The 17,036-nt window shown below is 68.0% G+C and carries 21 protein-coding genes and 1 tRNA gene; 16 read left to right on the plus strand and 6 right to left on the minus strand.

The features are described from left to right. Window positions 1-25: 25 nt before the first annotated feature. The 7 genes from LA521A_RS03210 (at window position 26) to LA521A_RS03240 (ending at window position 6,032) form a co-directional block, all read left to right on the plus strand. A complete protein-coding gene (locus LA521A_RS03210) occupies window positions 26-703 on the plus strand; it encodes a winged helix-turn-helix domain-containing protein (protein ID WP_281780945.1) in 678 nt (225 codons plus the stop codon). Continuing rightward, a complete protein-coding gene (locus LA521A_RS03215; RefSeq protein WP_281780946.1) occupies window positions 700-2,115 on the plus strand; it encodes a sensor histidine kinase in 1,416 nt (471 codons plus the stop codon). The genes LA521A_RS03210 and LA521A_RS03215 overlap by 4 nt, the downstream gene beginning before the upstream one ends. 246 nt (window positions 2,116-2,361) lie before the next feature. Continuing rightward, entirely contained in the window at window positions 2,362-2,952 is a 591-nt protein-coding gene (locus LA521A_RS03220) for an anthranilate synthase component II (RefSeq protein WP_281780947.1), read from the plus strand. Between the two features lie 104 nt (window positions 2,953-3,056). Then, window positions 3,057-4,103: an anthranilate phosphoribosyltransferase gene (gene trpD, locus LA521A_RS03225; protein WP_281780948.1), complete on the plus strand. Its 1,047-nt coding sequence runs from the start codon at window positions 3,057-3,059 to the stop codon at window positions 4,101-4,103. Further along, window positions 4,103-4,459 carry an antibiotic biosynthesis monooxygenase family protein gene (locus LA521A_RS03230; RefSeq protein ID WP_281780949.1) on the plus strand — a complete coding sequence of 119 codons (357 nt, stop codon included), beginning with the start codon at window positions 4,103-4,105 and terminating at the stop codon, window positions 4,457-4,459. The genes trpD and LA521A_RS03230 overlap by 1 nt, the downstream gene beginning before the upstream one ends. Next, window positions 4,456-5,247: an indole-3-glycerol phosphate synthase TrpC gene (trpC, locus tag LA521A_RS03235; RefSeq protein ID WP_281780950.1), complete on the plus strand. Its 792-nt coding sequence runs from the start codon at window positions 4,456-4,458 to the stop codon at window positions 5,245-5,247. The genes LA521A_RS03230 and trpC overlap by 4 nt, the downstream gene beginning before the upstream one ends. Then, on the plus strand, window positions 5,244-6,032 hold the full coding sequence (locus LA521A_RS03240) for a haloacid dehalogenase-like hydrolase (protein ID WP_281780951.1): 789 nt from the start codon (window positions 5,244-5,246) through the stop codon (window positions 6,030-6,032). The genes trpC and LA521A_RS03240 overlap by 4 nt, the downstream gene beginning before the upstream one ends. A gap of 15 nt (window positions 6,033-6,047) precedes the next feature. Here LA521A_RS03240 and LA521A_RS03245 read toward each other — a convergent pair whose 3' ends face one another. The 3 genes from LA521A_RS03245 to crp are packed head-to-tail and all read right to left on the minus strand — an operon-like array spanning window position 6,048 to window position 7,573. Further along, window positions 6,048-6,395 (minus strand): TFIIB-type zinc ribbon-containing protein, encoded by a 348-nt coding sequence (locus LA521A_RS03245; protein ID WP_281780952.1) that lies wholly within the window; start codon window positions 6,393-6,395, stop codon window positions 6,048-6,050. 52 nt (window positions 6,396-6,447) lie between these two features. Then, window positions 6,448-6,912: a GNAT family N-acetyltransferase gene (locus tag LA521A_RS03250; RefSeq protein ID WP_281780953.1), complete on the minus strand. Its 465-nt coding sequence runs from the start codon at window positions 6,910-6,912 to the stop codon at window positions 6,448-6,450. A 4-nt stretch (window positions 6,913-6,916) separates the two neighbouring features. Continuing rightward, entirely contained in the window at window positions 6,917-7,573 is a 657-nt protein-coding gene (gene crp / locus LA521A_RS03255; protein ID WP_281780954.1) for a cAMP-activated global transcriptional regulator CRP, read from the minus strand. 275 nt (window positions 7,574-7,848) lie between these two features. Between crp and speD the strand changes: the two genes are divergently transcribed. Continuing rightward, complete coding sequence (gene speD / locus LA521A_RS03260) at window positions 7,849-8,643, plus strand: adenosylmethionine decarboxylase (RefSeq protein ID WP_281780955.1); 795 nt, start codon at window positions 7,849-7,851, stop codon at window positions 8,641-8,643. 101 nt (window positions 8,644-8,744) lie between these two features. Here the strand turns inward: speD and coq7 are convergent, their stop codons facing one another. Continuing rightward, window positions 8,745-9,389, minus strand: coding sequence for a 2-polyprenyl-3-methyl-6-methoxy-1,4-benzoquinone monooxygenase (gene coq7, locus LA521A_RS03265; RefSeq protein WP_281780956.1), 645 nt, complete (start codon window positions 9,387-9,389; stop codon window positions 8,745-8,747). 9 nt (window positions 9,390-9,398) lie between these two features. Continuing rightward, window positions 9,399-10,598 (minus strand): (Fe-S)-binding protein, encoded by a 1,200-nt coding sequence (locus LA521A_RS03270; protein ID WP_281780957.1) that lies wholly within the window; start codon window positions 10,596-10,598, stop codon window positions 9,399-9,401. Between the two features lie 171 nt (window positions 10,599-10,769). Here LA521A_RS03270 and rplM point away from each other — a divergent pair, with 171 nt between their 5' ends. The 5 genes from rplM (at window position 10,770) to maiA (ending at window position 13,665) form a co-directional block, all read left to right on the plus strand. Next, the gene (gene rplM, locus LA521A_RS03275; protein WP_281780958.1) at window positions 10,770-11,198 is read left to right on the plus strand and encodes a 50S ribosomal protein L13; all 429 of its coding nucleotides are present in this window, start codon (window positions 10,770-10,772) and stop codon (window positions 11,196-11,198) included. A 26-nt stretch (window positions 11,199-11,224) separates the two neighbouring features. Beyond that, window positions 11,225-11,617, plus strand: coding sequence for a 30S ribosomal protein S9 (rpsI, locus tag LA521A_RS03280; protein WP_281780959.1), 393 nt, complete (start codon window positions 11,225-11,227; stop codon window positions 11,615-11,617). Between the two features lie 27 nt (window positions 11,618-11,644). Next, a tRNA-Gln gene (locus LA521A_RS03285) sits at window positions 11,645-11,719 on the plus strand. 231 nt (window positions 11,720-11,950) lie between these two features. Beyond that, window positions 11,951-12,940 (plus strand): fumarylacetoacetate hydrolase family protein, encoded by a 990-nt coding sequence (locus LA521A_RS03290; RefSeq protein WP_281780960.1) that lies wholly within the window; start codon window positions 11,951-11,953, stop codon window positions 12,938-12,940. Window positions 12,941-12,999: 59 nt separating this feature from the next. Continuing rightward, window positions 13,000-13,665 carry a maleylacetoacetate isomerase gene (gene maiA / locus LA521A_RS03295; protein WP_281780961.1) on the plus strand — a complete coding sequence of 222 codons (666 nt, stop codon included), beginning with the start codon at window positions 13,000-13,002 and terminating at the stop codon, window positions 13,663-13,665. A gap of 153 nt (window positions 13,666-13,818) precedes the next feature. Here maiA and LA521A_RS03300 read toward each other — a convergent pair whose 3' ends face one another. Beyond that, on the minus strand, window positions 13,819-14,931 hold the full coding sequence (locus tag LA521A_RS03300; protein WP_281780962.1) for a PilT/PilU family type 4a pilus ATPase: 1,113 nt from the start codon (window positions 14,929-14,931) through the stop codon (window positions 13,819-13,821). A 229-nt stretch (window positions 14,932-15,160) separates the two neighbouring features. Here LA521A_RS03300 and LA521A_RS03305 point away from each other — a divergent pair, with 229 nt between their 5' ends. The 3 genes from LA521A_RS03305 to LA521A_RS03315 all read left to right on the plus strand — a co-directional run bounded on the left by LA521A_RS03305 (window position 15,161) and on the right by LA521A_RS03315 (window position 16,907). Continuing rightward, window positions 15,161-15,418: a DUF4398 domain-containing protein gene (locus tag LA521A_RS03305; RefSeq protein WP_281780963.1), complete on the plus strand. Its 258-nt coding sequence runs from the start codon at window positions 15,161-15,163 to the stop codon at window positions 15,416-15,418. An 11-nt stretch (window positions 15,419-15,429) separates the two neighbouring features. Next, window positions 15,430-16,299 carry an OmpA family protein gene (locus LA521A_RS03310; protein ID WP_425494621.1) on the plus strand — a complete coding sequence of 290 codons (870 nt, stop codon included), beginning with the start codon at window positions 15,430-15,432 and terminating at the stop codon, window positions 16,297-16,299. A gap of 389 nt (window positions 16,300-16,688) precedes the next feature. Further along, on the plus strand, window positions 16,689-16,907 hold the full coding sequence (locus LA521A_RS03315; RefSeq protein WP_115841330.1) for an HP1242/YdcH family protein: 219 nt from the start codon (window positions 16,689-16,691) through the stop codon (window positions 16,905-16,907). Window positions 16,908-17,036 lie beyond the last annotated feature (129 nt).

A 17,036-nucleotide genomic window follows, 5' to 3' on the forward strand; every position in this document is an offset into this window, starting at 1 on the left:
CCTTTTTTTGCCTTCCGGAGTTGCCATGCGCGTCCTGCTGATCGAAGACGATCCCCACACCGCCGCCTTCATCGGCAAGGGGCTGCGCGAGGACGGACACACCGTCGAACACGCCGGCGACGGCAAGCAGGGGTTGTTCCTCGCGACGACGGAAAACTTCGACGCCATCGTGCTCGATCGCCTGCTTCCCGCCCTCGATGGCCTGGTGCTGCTGCAGACCCTGCGCGGCGCCGGAAACCGTACGCCGCTGCTGCTGCTCACCGCGCTGGGCGAAGTGGACCATCGCGTCGAGGGCCTGCGCGCCGGCGCCGACGATTACCTCGTCAAACCCTTCGCCTATTCGGAACTGAGCGCGCGGCTGGACAGCATCGCGCGCCGGCAGCGCGAGGACGCGCAGCGCGAACCAACGCGGTTGGCGGTGGGCGATCTCGAACTGGACCTGCTCGGCCGCGATGCACGACGTGCCGGCAAGCGCATCGAGCTGCAGCCGCGCGAATTCCGCCTGCTCGAATACCTGATGCGCCAGGCCGGTCGCGTCGTCACGCGCACGATGCTGCTGGAAGCGGTGTGGGACTACCACTTCGATCCGCAGACCAACGTCATCGACGTGCACATCAGCCGGCTGCGGCAGAAGATCGACCACGGCTTCGAGCGCCCGCTGCTGCACACCGTGCGCGGCGCCGGCTACCGGCTGGGCGAATGACGCGGCCGCTGCGCTCCACCAGCACGCGCCTGGCGCTCGCGGTGATGGGCGCGTTCCTGCTCGCCTTCGTGTTGCTCGGCACCGGCGTGTACGTCGCGGTGTCGACGCTGCTGCTGCAGGACGCGCGCGAACTCGTGCGCACCGACGCCGCCGGGCTGCTGCAGCTGCAGCGCGACAGCGGCCGCGCGGCGCTCGTGCAGGAACTGCGCGACCGCCTGGAAGCGCCGGACGATCCCGACGCGGTGTACGCACTGATTGCCGCCGACGGGCGCGTCGAGGTTGGCGATGCGGTGTCGACGAACGCGCACGCGATGCGCGCGGGTCGAAGCGTGCGCTGGATGACGTTCGAACTCGTAGGCGACGCGGTGCCCGACGACGGCGTGCAGTCGCGCCGCGTGCTCGCGCAGCTGCAGCCGCTGCCGGGCGGCGAGACCTTGCTGACCGGACTGCGCCTGCAATCGCAGGATCGCTTCCTTGCGTTGATGCTGCGCACGGCGATGGTCGCGCTGGCGGTCGCCGCGACGTTGGGCGCGCTCGCCGGCTGGCTCACGTCGCGCTGGGTCTCGCACCGGTTGAGTCATCTGGACCGGACGGCCGCGCGCGTGGGTGCCGGCGAACTCGGCCTGCGCGTGCCGCTGGACGGCAGCGGCGACGCGTTCGACCGCCTCGGACGCCGCTTCAACGCCATGCTCGACCGCATCGAGGAACTGCTCGGCGGTGTGCGCCACGCGACCGACCACATCGCGCACGACCTGCGGACGCCGCTCACGCGATTGCGCAATCGGCTGGAAGACCTGCGCCATCGCAGCGACGCGTCGCCCGCCGGACGCGCGGCGCTCGACGGCGCCGTGCAGGAAACCGACCAGCTGCTCACCACCTTCGGTGCCCTGCTGCGCCTGGCGCGCATCGAGGCCCAACCGCCGGCGGGCGAGGGCCCGGAGCTGGATCTCTCGGCGCTGGTCGCCGACGCGGCCGAGCTCTACACGCCGATCGGCGCGGAGCGTTCGGTGCGCCTGGCGCTGACGCTGTCGCCCGCACTCGTGCGGGGCGATCGCGACCAGTTGTTCCAGATGCTGGTGAACCTGCTCGACAACGCGCTGAAGCATGCGCCGGAAGGCAGCCGGGTCGGGCTGACGCTGCAGGCGGGCGTGGCGGCCGTGCTGTGCGTGGACGACGAAGGGCCGGGCATTCCCGAGGCCGATCGCGAACGGGTCTTCGACCGGTTCCAGCGGCTGGAGACCCATCGCGGTACGCCCGGCAGCGGCCTGGGCCTGAGCCTGGTGCGCGCGATCGTGCACCGCCATGGCGGCCGCATCGCACTGATCGACCGCGCGCCGGGCCTGCGCGTGCAGGTGACGCTGCCGCTCGCCGGCGATGCGGGTCGCATCGGGCGGGCCGAGCCGCTAGAGTAGGGCCATGATCGTGCGTCCCTCCCAGTTCCGAAAAGCCGACCAGGGTTGGCGATGGTGGCCGTTGGCTGCCGTCCGCCCCTCGATGTCGTCCAAGGAACTGCCGAGTGTTTCCCGCCCCACGCACTGACCATCCGCCGGCCCCCCGGCCGCGCACCACGCCACCCCATCGCACCGCTCCTGCCGGCCCGACGCCGAGCGGGCCGATCGCGCTGCGTCCACGTCGAACCCGAACCCGAGCCCGCGCCGATGCTGTTGATGATCGACAACTACGACAGCTTTACCTACAACCTCGTGCAGTACCTCCAGGCGCTGGGCGCCGAGGTGAAGGTGATCCGCAACGATGAGCTGAGCGTGGCGCAGATCGATGCGCTGGCGCCGGAGCGCATCGTCGTCTCGCCGGGCCCGTGCACGCCGAACGAAGCCGGCGTCTGCGTCGAGGTGATCCGCGAGCTCGGCCCGCGCATCCCGGTGTTCGGCGTGTGCCTGGGGCACCAGAGCCTGGGGCAGGCGTACGGCGGCGACGTCGTCCGCGCCAAGCGGATCATGCACGGCAAGACCTCGCGCATCCGCCACGAGGGCCGCGGGGTGTTCGCCGGGCTGCCCGACGGCTACGAGGCCACGCGCTACCACTCGCTGGTGGTCTCGCGCGACACGCTGCCCGACTGCCTGGAAATCACCGCCTGGACCGAGGTCGAAGGCGAGGACGGCGCGCCCGCCTTCGACGAGATCATGGGGCTGCGCCATCGCGAACACCCGGTGGAAGGCGTGCAGTTCCACCCCGAGTCCATCCTCACCGAACACGGCCACGCGCTGCTGAAGAACTTCCTGGACCGATGAGGGCCAAGTGCGGGTTGCGAAACGCCACGGCGTGCCCGCCACAGCTGCTATCGTTTCGTTCTTCCCGGCCCCGAGACGCCCGTCCACCGCCTGCCACCACGCCCATGCCCATCACCCCGCAAGAAGCCCTGCAACGCACCATCGAGCATCGTGAAATCTTCCACGACGAGATGGTCGAGCTGATGCGCATGATCATGCGCGGCGAGGTCTCGCCGACGATGACCGCGGCAATCCTCACCGGCCTGCGCGTGAAGAAGGAAACCGTCGGCGAGATCGCCGGCGCGGCGACGGTGCTGCGCGAGTTCGCACGGCCCGTGGACGTCGCCGATCGCGAGCACCTCGTCGACATCGTCGGCACCGGCGGTGACGGCGCGAACACCTTCAACATCTCGACGGCGAGCATGTTCGTGGTCGCCGCGGCAGGCGCGAAGGTCGCCAAGCACGGCAACCGCAGCGTGTCGTCGAAGTCCGGCAGCGCCGACGCGCTGGAAGCGCTGGGTGCGTCGATCGAACTGCAGCCCGCGCAGGTCGCGCGCTGCATCGAGCGCTGCGGCATCGGCTTCATGTTCGCGCCGATCCACCATCCGGCGATGAAGGTCGTCTCGCCCGTGCGTCGCGAGATGGGCGTGCGCACGATGTTCAACATCCTCGGGCCGCTGACCAATCCCGCCGGCGCGCCGAGCATCCTGATGGGCGTGTTCCATCCCGACCTGGTGGGCATCCAGGTGCGCGTGCTGCAGGAACTGGGCGCCAAGCGCGCGCTGGTGGTGTGGGGCCGCGACGGCATGGACGAGCTGTCGCTCGGCGCCGGCAGCCTCGTGGGCGAGCTGCGCGACGGCGTCGTGCGCGAGTACGAGGTGCATCCGGAGGATTTCGGCATCGCGATGGCCGCCAGCCGGAACCTGCGCGTCAACGATGCGGCCGAGTCGAAGGTGCTGCTGATGCAGGCGCTCAACGACGAGGCCGGGCTGCCGCGCGAGATCGTCGCGTTCAACGCCGGCGCGGCGATCTACGCCGCCGGCGTGGCCGACAGCATCGCCGAAGGCATCGAGCGCGCGCGTGCGGCGCTCGCCTCCGGCGCGGCCAGGCGCAAGCTGGAGGAGTTCGTCGCCACCACGCGCGAACTCGCCAGCGAAGCGGTGGACGCCTGATGGACAACGCGTTCGCCCGCCTGCCGGCCCCGCCGTACTACGCGGTGATCTTCTCCTCACTCCGCAACGGCGACGACGACGCCGGCTACGGAGAAGCGGCGGACCGCATGGTGGAACTCGCCGCCGGGCAACCGGGATTCCTCGGCGTGGAGTCCACGCGCGGCGCGGACGGTTTCGGCATCACCGTCTCGTACTGGGACAGCGAAGCGGCGATCGCCGCGTGGCGACAGCACGCCGAGCACGCCGCCACGCGCAAGTACGGCCGCGTGCACTGGTACGAACATTTCGAACTGCGCGTGGCGAAAGTCGAACGCGCGTATGGCAAGCCTGCAATGCACTCCAAGCCTTCCGAATGAGCGACATCCTCAACACGATCCTGGCCCGCAAGGTCGAGGAGATCCAGCAGCGCAGCCGCGTGCGGCCGCTCGAAGACATGCGCGCCCGCGCGCTGCAGCAACCGCCCACGCGCGGTTTCGTCGACGCGATCCGTCGCAAGCACGCCGCGGGCGAGGCGGCGGTGATCGCGGAAGTGAAGAAGGCGAGCCCGTCGAAGGGGCTGATCCGCAAGGACTTCAATCCCGCGCAGATCGCCCGCAGTTACGAGGCCGGCGGCGCGGCGTGCCTGTCGGTCCTGACCGACGTCGATTTCTTCCAGGGCAGCAACCTCTACCTGGGCGAAGCGCGCGCCGCGTGTTCGTTGCCGGTGCTGCGCAAGGATTTCACCATCGACCCGTACCAGGTGTACGAAGCGCGCGTGATCGGCGCCGACGCGATCCTGCTGATCGTCGCCGCGCTGGAGGACGGCCCGATGGTGGAGATGGCCAACCTCGCCATGGAGCTCGGCATGGACGTACTGGTGGAAGTGCACGACATCGACGAACTCGAGCGCGCGTTGCAGACGGACTGCGAGCTCATCGGCGTGAACAACCGCAACCTGCGCACGTTCGAGGTGTCGCTCGACACCACGCTCGCGCTGAAGGGCGCCGTGCCGCGCGACCGCACGCTGGTCACCGAGAGCGGCATCGCCAAGCAGGCCGACGTCGCGAAAATGCGCGAGGCGGGTGTGCAGACGTTCCTGGTCGGCGAATCCTTCATGCGCGAAGCCGAGCCCGGCGCCGCGCTCCAGCGCCTGTTCGCCGCATGAACACGACCGGACCCGCGCCCGAAGGCATCGAGCACCTGCCCGGTGCGGCCGCCGTTGCCACGACCGGCGACGCCGGCAGCGCCGAACGCCCGTACGCGCCGCTGGTGGTGTTCGATTTCGACCACACGCTGTACGACGGCGACTCCGGCAGCCACCTGGTGCTGTGGCTGATCAAGCGCCACTGGGCGCGTGTCGCCGCGGCCATCGCGCTGTCGCCGGTGTTGCTGCCGCTGATCGCGTGGCTGCCGACGCGCCGCCATGCGATCTCGGTGTACCTGTGGATCGCGACCTTCGGCACGCATCGCCGGCACGAGATGGACCGGCTGATCGACCTTTACGTGCGCAAGCACGCGAAGGAGATCCGGGCGCGGCTGCTGCCGATCGCGCTGAAGGTGCTGCAGAAGCATCGCGACGCGGGCGATCGCGTGATCATCGCCACCGGCGCGTCGCCTGAACTGGCGCGCGCGATCCTCGATTTCGTCGCGCACGAGGACCTGCCGGTGATCGGCAGCATCGGCGGACCGTTCCTCGGCGGCATGATCACCGTCGAGCACTGCCACCACGAGAACAAGATGCGGATGATCTGGGACGCCGGTTACGACCAGATCGCCGTCGCGTATTCGGACAGCAGCGCGGACCTGCCGCTGCTCAAGGCCGCGCGCAAGCCGGTGGTGGTCAATCCGAAGCGTCGGCGCGTGGCGATGTTCCGGCGCGTGCTGCCGCCGGGCACGCCGATCCTCAACTGGGGATGCGTGGGGCGCGGCGGAGACCCCGTCCGGGGCTGAGCCGCCGCGCGCGGCTCACACGCGCTCGGGCGCGTCGAGGTTGCGAAGGAACTCGGCGATGGTGTGCTCGGCGGTGTCGCGCAGTTCTCCGGCGTCGTAGAAGCGGCCGAAGCAGACGCCGCAGCTTTCGAACCAGATGTGCGGCTGCGCGGCGTCGACCATGCGGATCAGCTGCGTGTCGCCGGTGCAGCTCGGGCAGGTGATGCGGTCGATGCCGTTGTAGTGCGCGCCGACGGCGACATCGCCGGTGTCGACCTGTGCGGCGGAGGCGACCAGCTCACGCTCCTCGCCGACGGCGACCCACAGGCCGTGGCACTGCGAGCAGCGGAGCGAGCGGACGTACGGAAGTTCGAGCGACTGCATGGTCGCGTCGCATTTCGGGCACAGCATCGAGTTTTCCCCCTGGTGGATCGTGTCAGTCGCCGAGCGCCTTCACGAAGCGCAGCGAGCGGTCAATGTAACCGCACTGGCGATAGAAGGCATGGGCCTCGGTGCGGCTCGCGTTGCTGGTGACTTCGATGCGGCGCACGCCGTAGCGGCGGCAGATCGATTCGACTTCGCGCAACAGGCGACGGCCGACGCCCTTTCCCTGTTCCTCCGGCATCACGACCAGACCGGTGATGCGCGCGACTTCGTAGCCGTGCACGACCGAGTAGAGGGTGTAGAGGGAAATCAGCCCGCTGGCGTCGCCATCGATCTCGGCCAGCAGCAGATGCTGGCGCGGGTCGTGGCGGACGACGGCGATGCGCTCGGCGGCTTCGTCCCGGGAACAGGGGTAGCCCAGTTCGCCGAGGAGCCGGGCAACATCGCTCGCATCGCCCAGTTCGGCCTGGCGCACCCGGGCCGTTACGGCATCGTCGGGTGCGCCGGCGCGGCCCACGCGGTCAGCGCGTGCCGTAGAGGACGACGGTCTTGCCGCGGGCGTGCAGCTTGCCGTCGGCCTGCAGCTTCTTGAGCACGCGGCCGGCCATTTCGCGCGAGCAGCCCACCAGGCGCGAAAGCTCCTGGCGCGAGACGCGGATCTGGGTGCCCTGCGGATGGCTCATCGCCTCGGGTTCCTTCGCCAGGTCGTGCAGGGCGCGGACGATGCGGTCGGTCACGTCGAGGAATGCCAGGCGGCCGGCTTTCCTGCTGGTGTCCAGTAAACGGCGGGAGATCTGCGCGCCGATGGCGTACAGGAGCTTCGGCGCGTCCAGCGAGAGGCGGGTCAGAAGCAGGTCGTAGAGGCGCTCGTGGCCGATTTCGGCCAGCTCGCAGGTGCTGCGCGTGCGCAGGATCACTTCCCGCTGGTCGCTGGCGATGAACAGGCCCAGCTCGCCGACGAACTCGCCGGGGCCGAAGTAGCCCAGCACCAGCTCGCGGCCGTCATCTTCTTCCGTAATTATGCTGACCGAGCCCGACACGATGTAGTACAGCGTGCTGGCCGGGTCGCCCGGGCGGAAGACGTCGGTCCGCGAGGGATAGCGGCGGCGGTGGCAGTGGGCCAGGAAGCGTTCGATGGTGGCACCGTCCGGCAGCAGCGGGCTGTTGGTGCGACGCATGACGGACGAGGATGCAGCCGGATTTGCGGACATGGTCGTGAACGTTGTGTGATCGGTCGAGCTTAGGATGAAGTAACGCGTTGGGCAAATATTCGCCCCAGTACGTCACCTACCTTGAACTCTAACCTGTGACGGGAATCAGATTCAGCCCGGTCTTCACACGCGATCGGTCAGCTTGGGCCCCGTAGGGCCCCTCGCGGGCCGAACGCGTTCCCCCTCGGGGCTTTGTGCCTCATAATCGCGGCCCTCCGCCGCCCTACCGGGATCTCACTGCCGTGGTCAAGCCGTTGCCTCGCCTGAGGTTGCAAGGTTTCAACAACCTCACCAAGGCCCTCTCGTTCAATATTTACGACGTCTGCTTCGCGGCGTCGGAGGACGAGCGTCGTCGCTACATCGAATACATCGACGAGGCGTACAACGCCGACCGCCTGACGCAGATCCTGACGGATGTCGCCGAGATCATCGGCGCGAACATCCTCAACATCGCCCGCCAGGACTACGACCCGCAGGGCGCTTCGGTGACCATCCTCATCTCCGAGGAGCCCGTGATCGACAAGAAGGATGCCGGCAAGGAGATCATCTCCGACGCCGTCGTCGCGCACATGGACAAGTCGCACATCACGGTGCACACCTATCCGGAGACGCATCCGGACAACGGCATCGCGACCTTCCGCGCCGACATCGACGTGGCGACGTGCGGCGTGATCTCGCCGCTGAAGGCGTTGAACTACCTGATCGAAAGCCTCGAGTCGGACATCGTGATCATGGACTACCGCGTCCGTGGCTTCACGCGCGACATCAAGGGCAAGAAGCACTACATCGACCACAAGATCAATTCGATCCAGGACTACCTGGCCAAGAACATCAAGTCGCGCTACGAGATGCTCGACGTGAACGTCTACCAGGAAAACATCTTCCACACGAAGATGCACCTGAAGGAGTTCGACCTCGACACGTACCTGTTCGAGGAGAAGGCCAAGAACCTGTCGTTCAAGGAGCGCATGAAGATCGAAGCGCGCCTGAAGCGGGAGATCGAGGAGCTTTACCACGGGCGCAACCTGGCCGATTAACGGTCGTGATTCGTGATTCGGTAAAGCAAAGGGCCCGCAACGCGGGCCCTTTCTTTTTGCCTCGGCGCATTTGCGCCGTCCGGATCCCGAATCTGGAAAGCTCAGATCCGGTACGCCACCGCTTTCATCACCTTTGAAGCGGCCGCCATCAATGTCGGCACCGGGGGCGGCAGCACGCGCGCGCCAGCGGCTTCGGCGTGGTCGGCATGGCGGGCTTCGTCGGCCTTCATTACCTGCAGGATCGCGCGGCTGCGCGCGTCGGCGGCGGGAAGCGAGTCGAGGTGTTCGTCGATATGCGCCTCGACCTGGCGTTCGGTTTCCACCACGAAGCCGAGGTTCCAGCCGTCGCCGCGCAGGCCGGCGAGCGCGCCGATCGCGAAGCTGCCGGCGTACCACACCGGGTTGAGCAGGCTCGGCCGGCTGTCGAGTTCGCGAAGCCGGTCGGCGCACCACGCAAGGTGGTCGGTCTCTTCCTGCGCGGCCGCAAGCAGGTGCGCGCGCGTCGCGTCGTCGCGGGCAACTGCCGCCTGCCCGCAATAAAGCGCCTGCGCGCAGACTTCGCCGACATGGTTGATGCGCATCAGGCCGCTCGCGTGGCGGCGCTCGTCTTCGTCGAGTTCGATCTGCGCGACGTCACGCGCGGGATTGTCACGTTGCGCGCCGGGTGCGCCGAAGACGGTGTCGAGCGCGCGCTGGGTGTCGGTGAGGAAACGGTCGAGGGGCGTGAGCTGGCGGGTCGTGTCCATGCCGCCAGTTTACGCGGAGGGGGAAACCGTCCGCGGTGAAGGCACCGCTTCGATGCGCGCCGCCAGGAACTCCAGTGGATGTTCCACCGGAACCGGCGTGCCGTTGGCCAGATGCAACCGGCAGCCCAGGTTCGCGCTGAGCAGCCGCGTCGCGCCACTTTCCTCGACCTGGCGCAGAAGCGGCGCGCGGAATGTCGCCGCACGCACGGGATCTTCGAGCATCTGCGTGCCGGAGGCGCCGCAACAGCCGGAGGCGTTCAATTCCACGACCTCCAGCTCCGGCACCATCGACAGCAACGCACGCAACGTGCCCGCCGAACGCACGACGTTGCGCTGCGTGCACGGCAGGTGCAGCGCGACGCGCTCGGGGGCGCCGCGCCAGCGCCAGCGTTCGGGACGGGCACGAAGCTGCCCGGCGAGGAATTCGATCGCGTCGACGGAACGGTTGCGATCGCCCTCCAGCGCCTGCGAAACGGCCTCGTGGCAGCCGCTGGCGAAGGTGAGGACCGTCCCGGCCGGGCCGAACGCGTCGCGGTTGCGGCGGGCGAGGCGCTGCGCGCCTTCGAGGTCGCCGGCGTGTGCGTGCACGGAGCCGCAGCATGTCTGTCCGGGCGGCGCGTCGACGCGGACGCCCAGCATCGCGAGGCATTGGACCACCGCGGATCGAAGGCCCGCCTCGTACGCGGACGCCGCACAGCCGACGAACATGGACACGCGCTCCGCTTCCGCTTGAGGCGTCGGGATCGCGCCGGACGGTGGGGCCGGTGGCGGCGGCAACAGGCGCCATCGCGCAGGCAGCCACGGATGCAGGCGCCCATACGTGCGCAGCAGGACATGCAGGAGGCGGGGGTGCGACACCAGCGACTCGATCGCCCGCTGCCGCCAGCCCGCCGGCCGCCGTTCGCGCTGCCGCGCGCGGGCCTGCACCAGCAGGGCGCCGTACTCGACGCCCGCCGGGCAGACGGCCTCGCAGCTGCGGCAGCCCAGGCACTGGTCCAGATGGGTTTCGCCCGTGGCCGTGGCCGCCACGGTGCCCAGCGCCCAGGCGCGCGCGAGGGCAATCCGGCCGCGGGGAGACTCCGCTTCGAGCCGGGATTCGGCGTAAGTGGGGCAGGGCGGAAGGCACAATCCGCATTGCACGCAGCGATCGGCCAGCGCCACCAGCGGATCGGGCGCGGCGGGGCGGGGCGAGGGAGCGGCGGGCGGCATGGCGCGATTCTAGCGGCCCCGACCCCGCGACTTGCAGCGGGACCACGAGCCGGCTATCATTCCGCCTCTTCGTTTTACCCCCTCTACAACGCGTGGCGAAGTTCCGCCGGTCCGGCCTTGCCGGAAACGAGTACGGAACCAGCCCGACCGGAACACCATCAAAGACCAGTCATGAAGACTTTTACCGCCAAGAACGAGACCGTCCAGCGTGACTGGTACGTCGTAGACGCCGAAGGCAAGACCCTCGGTCGCCTCGCTTCCGAACTCGCCCGCCGTCTGCGCGGCAAGCACAAGCCGGTGTTCACCCCGCACGTCGATACGGGTGACTACCTCATCGTGATCAATGCCGAGAAGGTTGCCGTCACCGGCAAGAAGCTGCAGGACAAGCAGTACCACCGCTTCACCGGCTACATCGGCAACCTCAAGACCGAGACCCTCGCCCAGGCGCTCGAGCGCCATCCGGAGCGCGTCATCGAGATCGCCGTGAAGGGCATGCTGCCGAAGAATCCGCTCGGCCGCGCCATGTACCGCAAGCTCAAGGTCTACAAGGGCTCCGAGCACCCGCACGCCGCCCAGCAGCCGCAGGCGCTGGACTTCTGATTCGGACCCTTTTCTAGAGACATCCCATGGCAATCCAGCAGAACTACGGCACCGGCCGCCGCAAGTCCTCCACCGCCCGCGTGTTCCTGCGCAAGGGCGCTGGCAACATCACCGTCAACCAGCGTCCGCTGGATGAGTTCTTCGGTCGCGAAACCGCGCGCATGATCGTGCGCCAGCCGCTCGAACTCACCCAGTCGACCGACAAGTTCGACGTCGTCGTCACCGTCGCCGGCGGCGGCATCACCGGCCAGGCCGGTGCGATCCGCCTGGGCATCGCCCGCGCGCTGGTCGAGTACGACGAAACCCTGAAGACCGACCTGCGCAAGGCCGGCTTCATGACCCGCGACGCGCGTGAAGTCGAGCGTAAGAAGGTCGGTCTGCACAAGGCCCGCCGCGCTACGCAGTTCTCGAAGCGCTAATCGTTTTTGGGTTACAATTTGTTCCATAGCCCCGTCGCCAAGCGGTAAGGCACCTGACTCTGACTCAGGCATTCGGTGGTTCGAATCCATCCGGGGCTGCCAGACAAAACAAGAAACCCGCCGCAAGGCGGGTTTTTTGTTGCCTGCAGTTTGTTGGTCGCTACGACCCGCATCGTGACGCATCGATGACACGCGACTTCCAATGTGCCGCCGGTCGCGCACGCTGTCAGAATCCGCGCTCGGTTTGCGTTCTGATGACATGTCTCGCCAGGCCGCGCGCAGTCGTTACAATTGAAACCATCGCGCGGCAGCGCTGGAAATCCGGGAGTTTCGATGAAGCTTGGTTCTCTGAAGGAAGGCGGTCGCGACGGCACGCTGATCGTGGTCTCGCGCGACTTGTCGCGCGGCGTGCGCGCCACCGGCATCGCTGACACGCTGCAGCGCGCGCTGGAAGACTGGTCGAACACCGCGCCGCGCCTCAATGCGCTGTACGACGCGCTCAACGAGGGCAGCGCCGATGGCGCATTCGATCTCGACATGGTCGCGCTCGCCGCACCGCTGCCGCGCGCGTACGAGTTCGTCGACGGTTCCGCGTACCTGCCGCACGTCGAGCGCGTGCGCCGCGCGCGCGGCGCGGAAGTGCCCGAAAGCTTCTACACCGATCCGCTGATGTACCAGGCGGTGAGCGCCGGCTTCTACGGTCCGCGCGATCCGGTGCGCGTGCCGAGCGAGGAGTACGGCATCGACCTGGAAGCCGAAGTGGTCGTCGTCACCGATGACGTTCCCATGGCGGCGACGCCCGAACAGGCCGCATCGCACATCCAGCTCGTCGGTCTGGTCAACGATGTCTCGCTGCGCAATCTGATCCCGAACGAACTCGCGAAGGGCTTCGGCTTCCTGCAGTCCAAGCCGCGTTCGGCGCTGAGCCCGGTGTTCGTGACGCCGGACGAGCTCGGCGACGCGTGGAAGGGCAGCAAGGTGCACCTGCCGCTGACCACGCACATCAATGGCGAGTGGTTCGGCGCGCCGGAAGCAGGCGTGGACATGCAGTTCGATTTCGCGCAGCTGGTCGCGCATGCGGCGAAGACGCGTCCGCTGTCGGCCGGCACGATCGTCGGCTCCGGCACCGTCGCCAACGAGGACACGTCGCTGGGTGCGTCGTGCTTCGCGGAAAAGCGCACGGTCGAGACGCTGGAAACCGGCAAGCCGATCACGCCGTTCATGAGCTTCGGCGATACGGTCCGCATCGAAATGCTGTCGCGCGACGGCGAGAGCGTGTTCGGCGCGATCGAGCAGCGCATCGAGAAGGGCGGCAACGCGTAACGCACACAGCGTGCACGGCCAGTCCGTGCACGATCCAGGTCCACTTCGCGGGGAACGGCATGGCGGCTGAGCATCTGCGGTTGTATTCGTACTGGCGTTCGAGCGCGGCGTACCGCGTTCGCATCGGGTTGAACCTGAAGTCGCTGCCGTACGAGACGGTGCCGGTGCACCTGATCCGCGACGGCGGCGAGCAGCACTCGGCCGCGTTCAAGGACGTCAATCCGCAGGAACTCGTTCCGGTGCTGCAGCACGGCGACCGCGTGATGCGGCAGTCGGTCGCGATCCTGGAATACCTCGACGAAACCTGGCCGGAGCCGCCGCTGTTGCCGGCCGCGGCACGCGATCGCCAGCGCGTGCGCGCACTGGCGCAGGTGATTGCCTGCGACATCCATCCGCTGAACAACCTGCGCGTGTTGCAGCACTTCGACCGCAACTGGCACGTGCCGCAGCCCGAGCGCGATGCGTGGGTACAGCACTGGGTGCAGGAGGGCTTCGCCGCGCTGGAGGCGATGCTGGCCGACCATCCGTCGACAGGAACCTTCTGCGAGGGGAATTCGCCGACGCTGGCCGATTGCTGCCTGGTGCCGCAGGTCTACAACGCGCGACGCTTCGCGGTGGACCTGTCGGCGTACCCGACGATCATGCGCATCGAAAAAGCGTGTTTGGCGTTGCCGGCGTTCGATGCCGCGCGGCCGGAGAAGCAGCCGGATGCGCCGGTGACATAACCGCTTCGGCGTCTGCAGGCAATTGCTGCTTTGGTAGCCCGGGTAAGCGAAGCGCACCCGGGTGGCCGCCGTGATGGTGCATTCCCGGGTGCGCTTCGCTTACCCGGGCTACAACCGCCGAAGCGTTGCTCCGCAACGGCGATTCTGGCGACCTTACTGCGTCGCCGTGTCGTAGATGTCCGCGTACGGATCGTGCTCGCCGGTGGAGCCTTCCGACAGGCGGAACTTGAGCGCCAGGCCTTCGCGGGAGTCGGCGGCCTTGAGCGCCTCTTCCATGTCGATGCGGCCTTCCTTGTGCAGGCGGAACAGGCACTGGTCGAACGACTCCATGCCTTCCTCCAGCGACTCCTCCATCGCCTGCTTGATCTCGTGCACCTGGCCGCGACGCATGAGGTCGCGGATGTGCGGCGTGTTGATCAGCACTTCCGCCGCCGGCACGCGACGGCCATCGGTGCCGACGACCAGTCGCTGGCTGACCACCGCGCGCAGGTTCAGCGCGAGGTTCATCAGCACGTTCTTGTGCGCGGCTTCCGGGAAGAAGTTGAGGATGCGTTCCAGCGTCTGGTCGGCGTTGTTGGAGTGCAGCGTCGCCAGGCACAGGTGGCCGGTTTCGGCGAACGCGATCGCGGCTTCCATCGTCGTGGCGTCGAGGATTTCGCCGATGAGGATGACGTCCGGTGCCTCGCGCATCGCGTTCTTCAGCGCGTTGTGGAAGGCGTGCGTGTCCAGGCCGACTTCGCGCTGGTTCACGATCGACTTCTTGTGCTTGTGCAGATATTCGATCGGATCCTCGATGGTGAGGATGTGACCGGAAATATTGCTGTTGCGGTAGTCGATCATCGACGCGAGCGTGGTCGACTTGCCCGAGCCGGTGGAGCCGACGATCAGCACCAGGCCGCGCGGGGCCATGATGATGTCCTTGAGCACCTGCGGCAGCTGCAGTTCCTCGATCGACGGGATCACGCTGCGGATGGCACGGATCACCATGCCGACTTCGCCGCGCTGCTTGAACACGTTGATGCGGAACCGGCCGGCTTCGGGCAGCGCGAGCGCCATGTTCAGTTCGAGGTCACGCTCGAAAAGCGGAACCTGTCCCTCGTCCATCAGGGAGTAGGCGATCTTCTTGACCATGCCCGGAGGCAGGCCCGTATTGCCGAGGGGGTACAGCTTGCCTTCGACCTTGATATAAACCGGTGCGCCCGTCGTCAGGAACATGTCCGACGCGTTCTTTTCCGTCATCAGCTTCAGGAAATAGCCGATGTCCATGCAAGCAACCCCTATTCTTGCGCCGTCACGCCCGGAACCCTTCCCGTTGCAAGCGTGGCTGCGGCTTTACGACAATGGCCGGGTACCTATCTCAGGCACGGCCTCCCCAATGCGTCCAAGCTTCGCACAAATCCGATTTCCGCTGCTGGCTGCAGTTCTCGCTTCCGCACTCTGCTCGTGCGCGTCGCTACCCCCGCCGACCGGCGAGCTGGCATCGGCCCGCCAGGCCGTGACCCGCGCCGAAGACGCCGACGCCGACCAGTACGCGCCGCAGGAACTGGGCACGGCTCGCACCGAGCTGTCGCAGGCCCAGGCCGCGATGAGCGCCGGCGACCAGGACGAGGCGCGTCGCCTCTCGCTCGCCGCCGCCGCCGATGCCGACCTCGCCTACGCCAGGAGCCGCGAGGCGCTGGCCACGGCCGAACTCAACCAGCGCCGCGCGGAAGTCGACGAGCTGCGCCGCCGTCTCCAGGAGGCCCAGCCGTGAACCTTCGCCCGATGCTCCTGGCGGCCGCGCTGGTCGCCTGCGTTGCCGCCGCGCCCGCCAGCGCCGCCGACAACCCCGATGCCGCCCGGCTCTCGCAGCGCCTGACCGCGCTGGATGCCGATTCCACCCTCAACACCTTCGCTGCGTATGAGCGCCTTCAGGCACGGCAGGCCGTCAGCACCCTCGACCAGGCCGCCAAGCGCGATCGCCCCGGCGCGCTGTACGTCGCCGAGCGTCGCGTCGCAGTGGCCGAGTCGGCGGCCCGCACCCAAGCTATGCAGCGCCAGGTTGACCAGCTCGATCGCGAACGTGCCGAGCTGCTGGTCGAAGCCAGCCAGCGCGATGCCGCCCGCGCGCGCGCCGAAAACGAACGCCTGCGCCTGCAGGCCCAGATGCAGGCCGAGGAAGCCGAGCGCCTGCGCCAGCAGAGCGAGGCCGACGCCGCCGCGATGCAGGACGTCGAAAGCGCGCTGAAGGGCGTCGCCGGCGCGCAGACCGCGCGCCTCAATGCCGCCCGCGACCGCCAGGCCAAGCTGGCCCGCGAGGAAGCCGAGCTGGTGACGGGCGGCAAGCTGCCCTCGTCCAAGCGCGACAGCCGCGGTGAGGTTTTCGCGCTCGACAAGGGCAGCTTCGGCTCCGGCAAGGCCAGCCTCGGCAGCGGCGCGCAGAACACGGTGAAGACCGTGGCGGCGTACGCGCAGGCGTCGTCGGCACCGGGCGTCCGGGTGGATGTCACGGCCGCAGACGCCAAGCTGGCGCAGCGCCGTGCCGAGGCCGTGCGTGACGCGCTGGTTGCCGGTGGCTGGCCGCAGGGCCAGGTCCAGGTGAGCGGCAAGGCGGGCAAGTCAGAGCGCACCGAGCTTGTCGTTCAGTCCAAGTAAACGTAGTTGAATCAGTCACTTGGCCGATAACAGTGGAAGGCCGGCATTTGCAGCCTTCCGCTCGTCGCGACCTTCACGACGCAGCGCACATCCCCGTCCCGCCGCCCTTGCCGACCCCGGTGGGGAGGAGTAGGGTCGGTACTCCAAGCGGCCTGTTTTCCGCTTGGCGATGAGCCTGGTCGATGACGTCAACGCCCCTTTCGAAGGACCCCGCAGCCCCACGTCAGTACGGGGCCGGTCCTTGTGAGGCCGCCGACCCCGACCTGCTCTTCCACGACCCCGCACGACGCCCTGGTCCTTCGAGGACCGGGGCGTTTTCGTCTGCGGGGCCTTCCGCACGGGCCTCGGCCTCGCGCCGGGGCTTCCATACCCGCTGAAGGAGGCTCTACATGTTCGAAGAACGACCGCAGCCGGAGATCGAGGCGCTGATGAAGGCCAACCCCGAATTCAAGCAGCTGTATCAACGCCACAAGGATCTCGACAAGAGAGTGATGGACGCCGAACTGGGCGTGCTACCGATCGACGACATCACCCTGGCGCAGATGAAGCGCGAAAAACTGGCTGCGAAGGACCGACTGGTCCGCATGTACGACCTGCAACGCCACTGACGTCCACCCCTTTCCTCGCCGTGGGCGGCGACTTCCTCGTCGGTCTCTCCGCCCGCGTCTACTGAACCGGGGCGGCTGCGCCCAGCAGCCGCCCCGGTGCGAAGGAATCTCCTCTCCCTCCCGCAGGCG

It is taken from the genome of Lysobacter auxotrophicus (genome assembly GCF_027924565.1).
In the GTDB taxonomy this organism is placed as follows: Bacteria; Pseudomonadota; Gammaproteobacteria; order Xanthomonadales; family Xanthomonadaceae; genus Lysobacter_J; species Lysobacter_J auxotrophicus.

Excerpts from the sequence above, each read along its gene's own strand:
- LA521A_RS03245 (WP_281780952.1), bottom strand. The coding sequence starts at position 6,395 with ATGCAGTCGCTCGAACTTCCGTACGTCCGCTCGCTCCGCTGCTCGCAG.
- LA521A_RS03300 (WP_281780962.1), bottom strand. The coding sequence starts at position 14,931 with ATGGACATCGGCTATTTCCTGAAGCTGATGACGGAAAAGAACGCGTCG.
- rplM (WP_281780958.1), top strand. The coding sequence starts at position 10,770 with ATGAAGACTTTTACCGCCAAGAACGAGACCGTCCAGCGTGACTGGTAC.
- LA521A_RS03220 (WP_281780947.1), top strand. The coding sequence starts at position 2,362 with ATGCTGTTGATGATCGACAACTACGACAGCTTTACCTACAACCTCGTG.
- LA521A_RS03230 (WP_281780949.1), top strand. The coding sequence starts at position 4,103 with ATGGACAACGCGTTCGCCCGCCTGCCGGCCCCGCCGTACTACGCGGTG.
- LA521A_RS03315 (WP_115841330.1), top strand. The coding sequence starts at position 16,689 with ATGTTCGAAGAACGACCGCAGCCGGAGATCGAGGCGCTGATGAAGGCC.
- maiA (WP_281780961.1), top strand. The coding sequence starts at position 13,000 with ATGGCGGCTGAGCATCTGCGGTTGTATTCGTACTGGCGTTCGAGCGCG.
- LA521A_RS03310 (WP_425494621.1), top strand. The coding sequence starts at position 15,430 with ATGCTCCTGGCGGCCGCGCTGGTCGCCTGCGTTGCCGCCGCGCCCGCC.
- LA521A_RS03270 (WP_281780957.1), bottom strand. The coding sequence starts at position 10,598 with ATGCCGCCCGCCGCTCCCTCGCCCCGCCCCGCCGCGCCCGATCCGCTG.
- LA521A_RS03210 (WP_281780945.1), top strand. The coding sequence starts at position 26 with ATGCGCGTCCTGCTGATCGAAGACGATCCCCACACCGCCGCCTTCATC.
- coq7 (WP_281780956.1), bottom strand. The coding sequence starts at position 9,389 with ATGGACACGACCCGCCAGCTCACGCCCCTCGACCGTTTCCTCACCGAC.
- LA521A_RS03240 (WP_281780951.1), top strand. The coding sequence starts at position 5,244 with ATGAACACGACCGGACCCGCGCCCGAAGGCATCGAGCACCTGCCCGGT.
- trpC (WP_281780950.1), top strand. The coding sequence starts at position 4,456 with ATGAGCGACATCCTCAACACGATCCTGGCCCGCAAGGTCGAGGAGATC.
- rpsI (WP_281780959.1), top strand. The coding sequence starts at position 11,225 with ATGGCAATCCAGCAGAACTACGGCACCGGCCGCCGCAAGTCCTCCACC.
- LA521A_RS03215 (WP_281780946.1), top strand. The coding sequence starts at position 700 with ATGACGCGGCCGCTGCGCTCCACCAGCACGCGCCTGGCGCTCGCGGTG.
- crp (WP_281780954.1), bottom strand. The coding sequence starts at position 7,573 with ATGCGTCGCACCAACAGCCCGCTGCTGCCGGACGGTGCCACCATCGAA.
- trpD (WP_281780948.1), top strand. The coding sequence starts at position 3,057 with ATGCCCATCACCCCGCAAGAAGCCCTGCAACGCACCATCGAGCATCGT.
- LA521A_RS03290 (WP_281780960.1), top strand. The coding sequence starts at position 11,951 with ATGAAGCTTGGTTCTCTGAAGGAAGGCGGTCGCGACGGCACGCTGATC.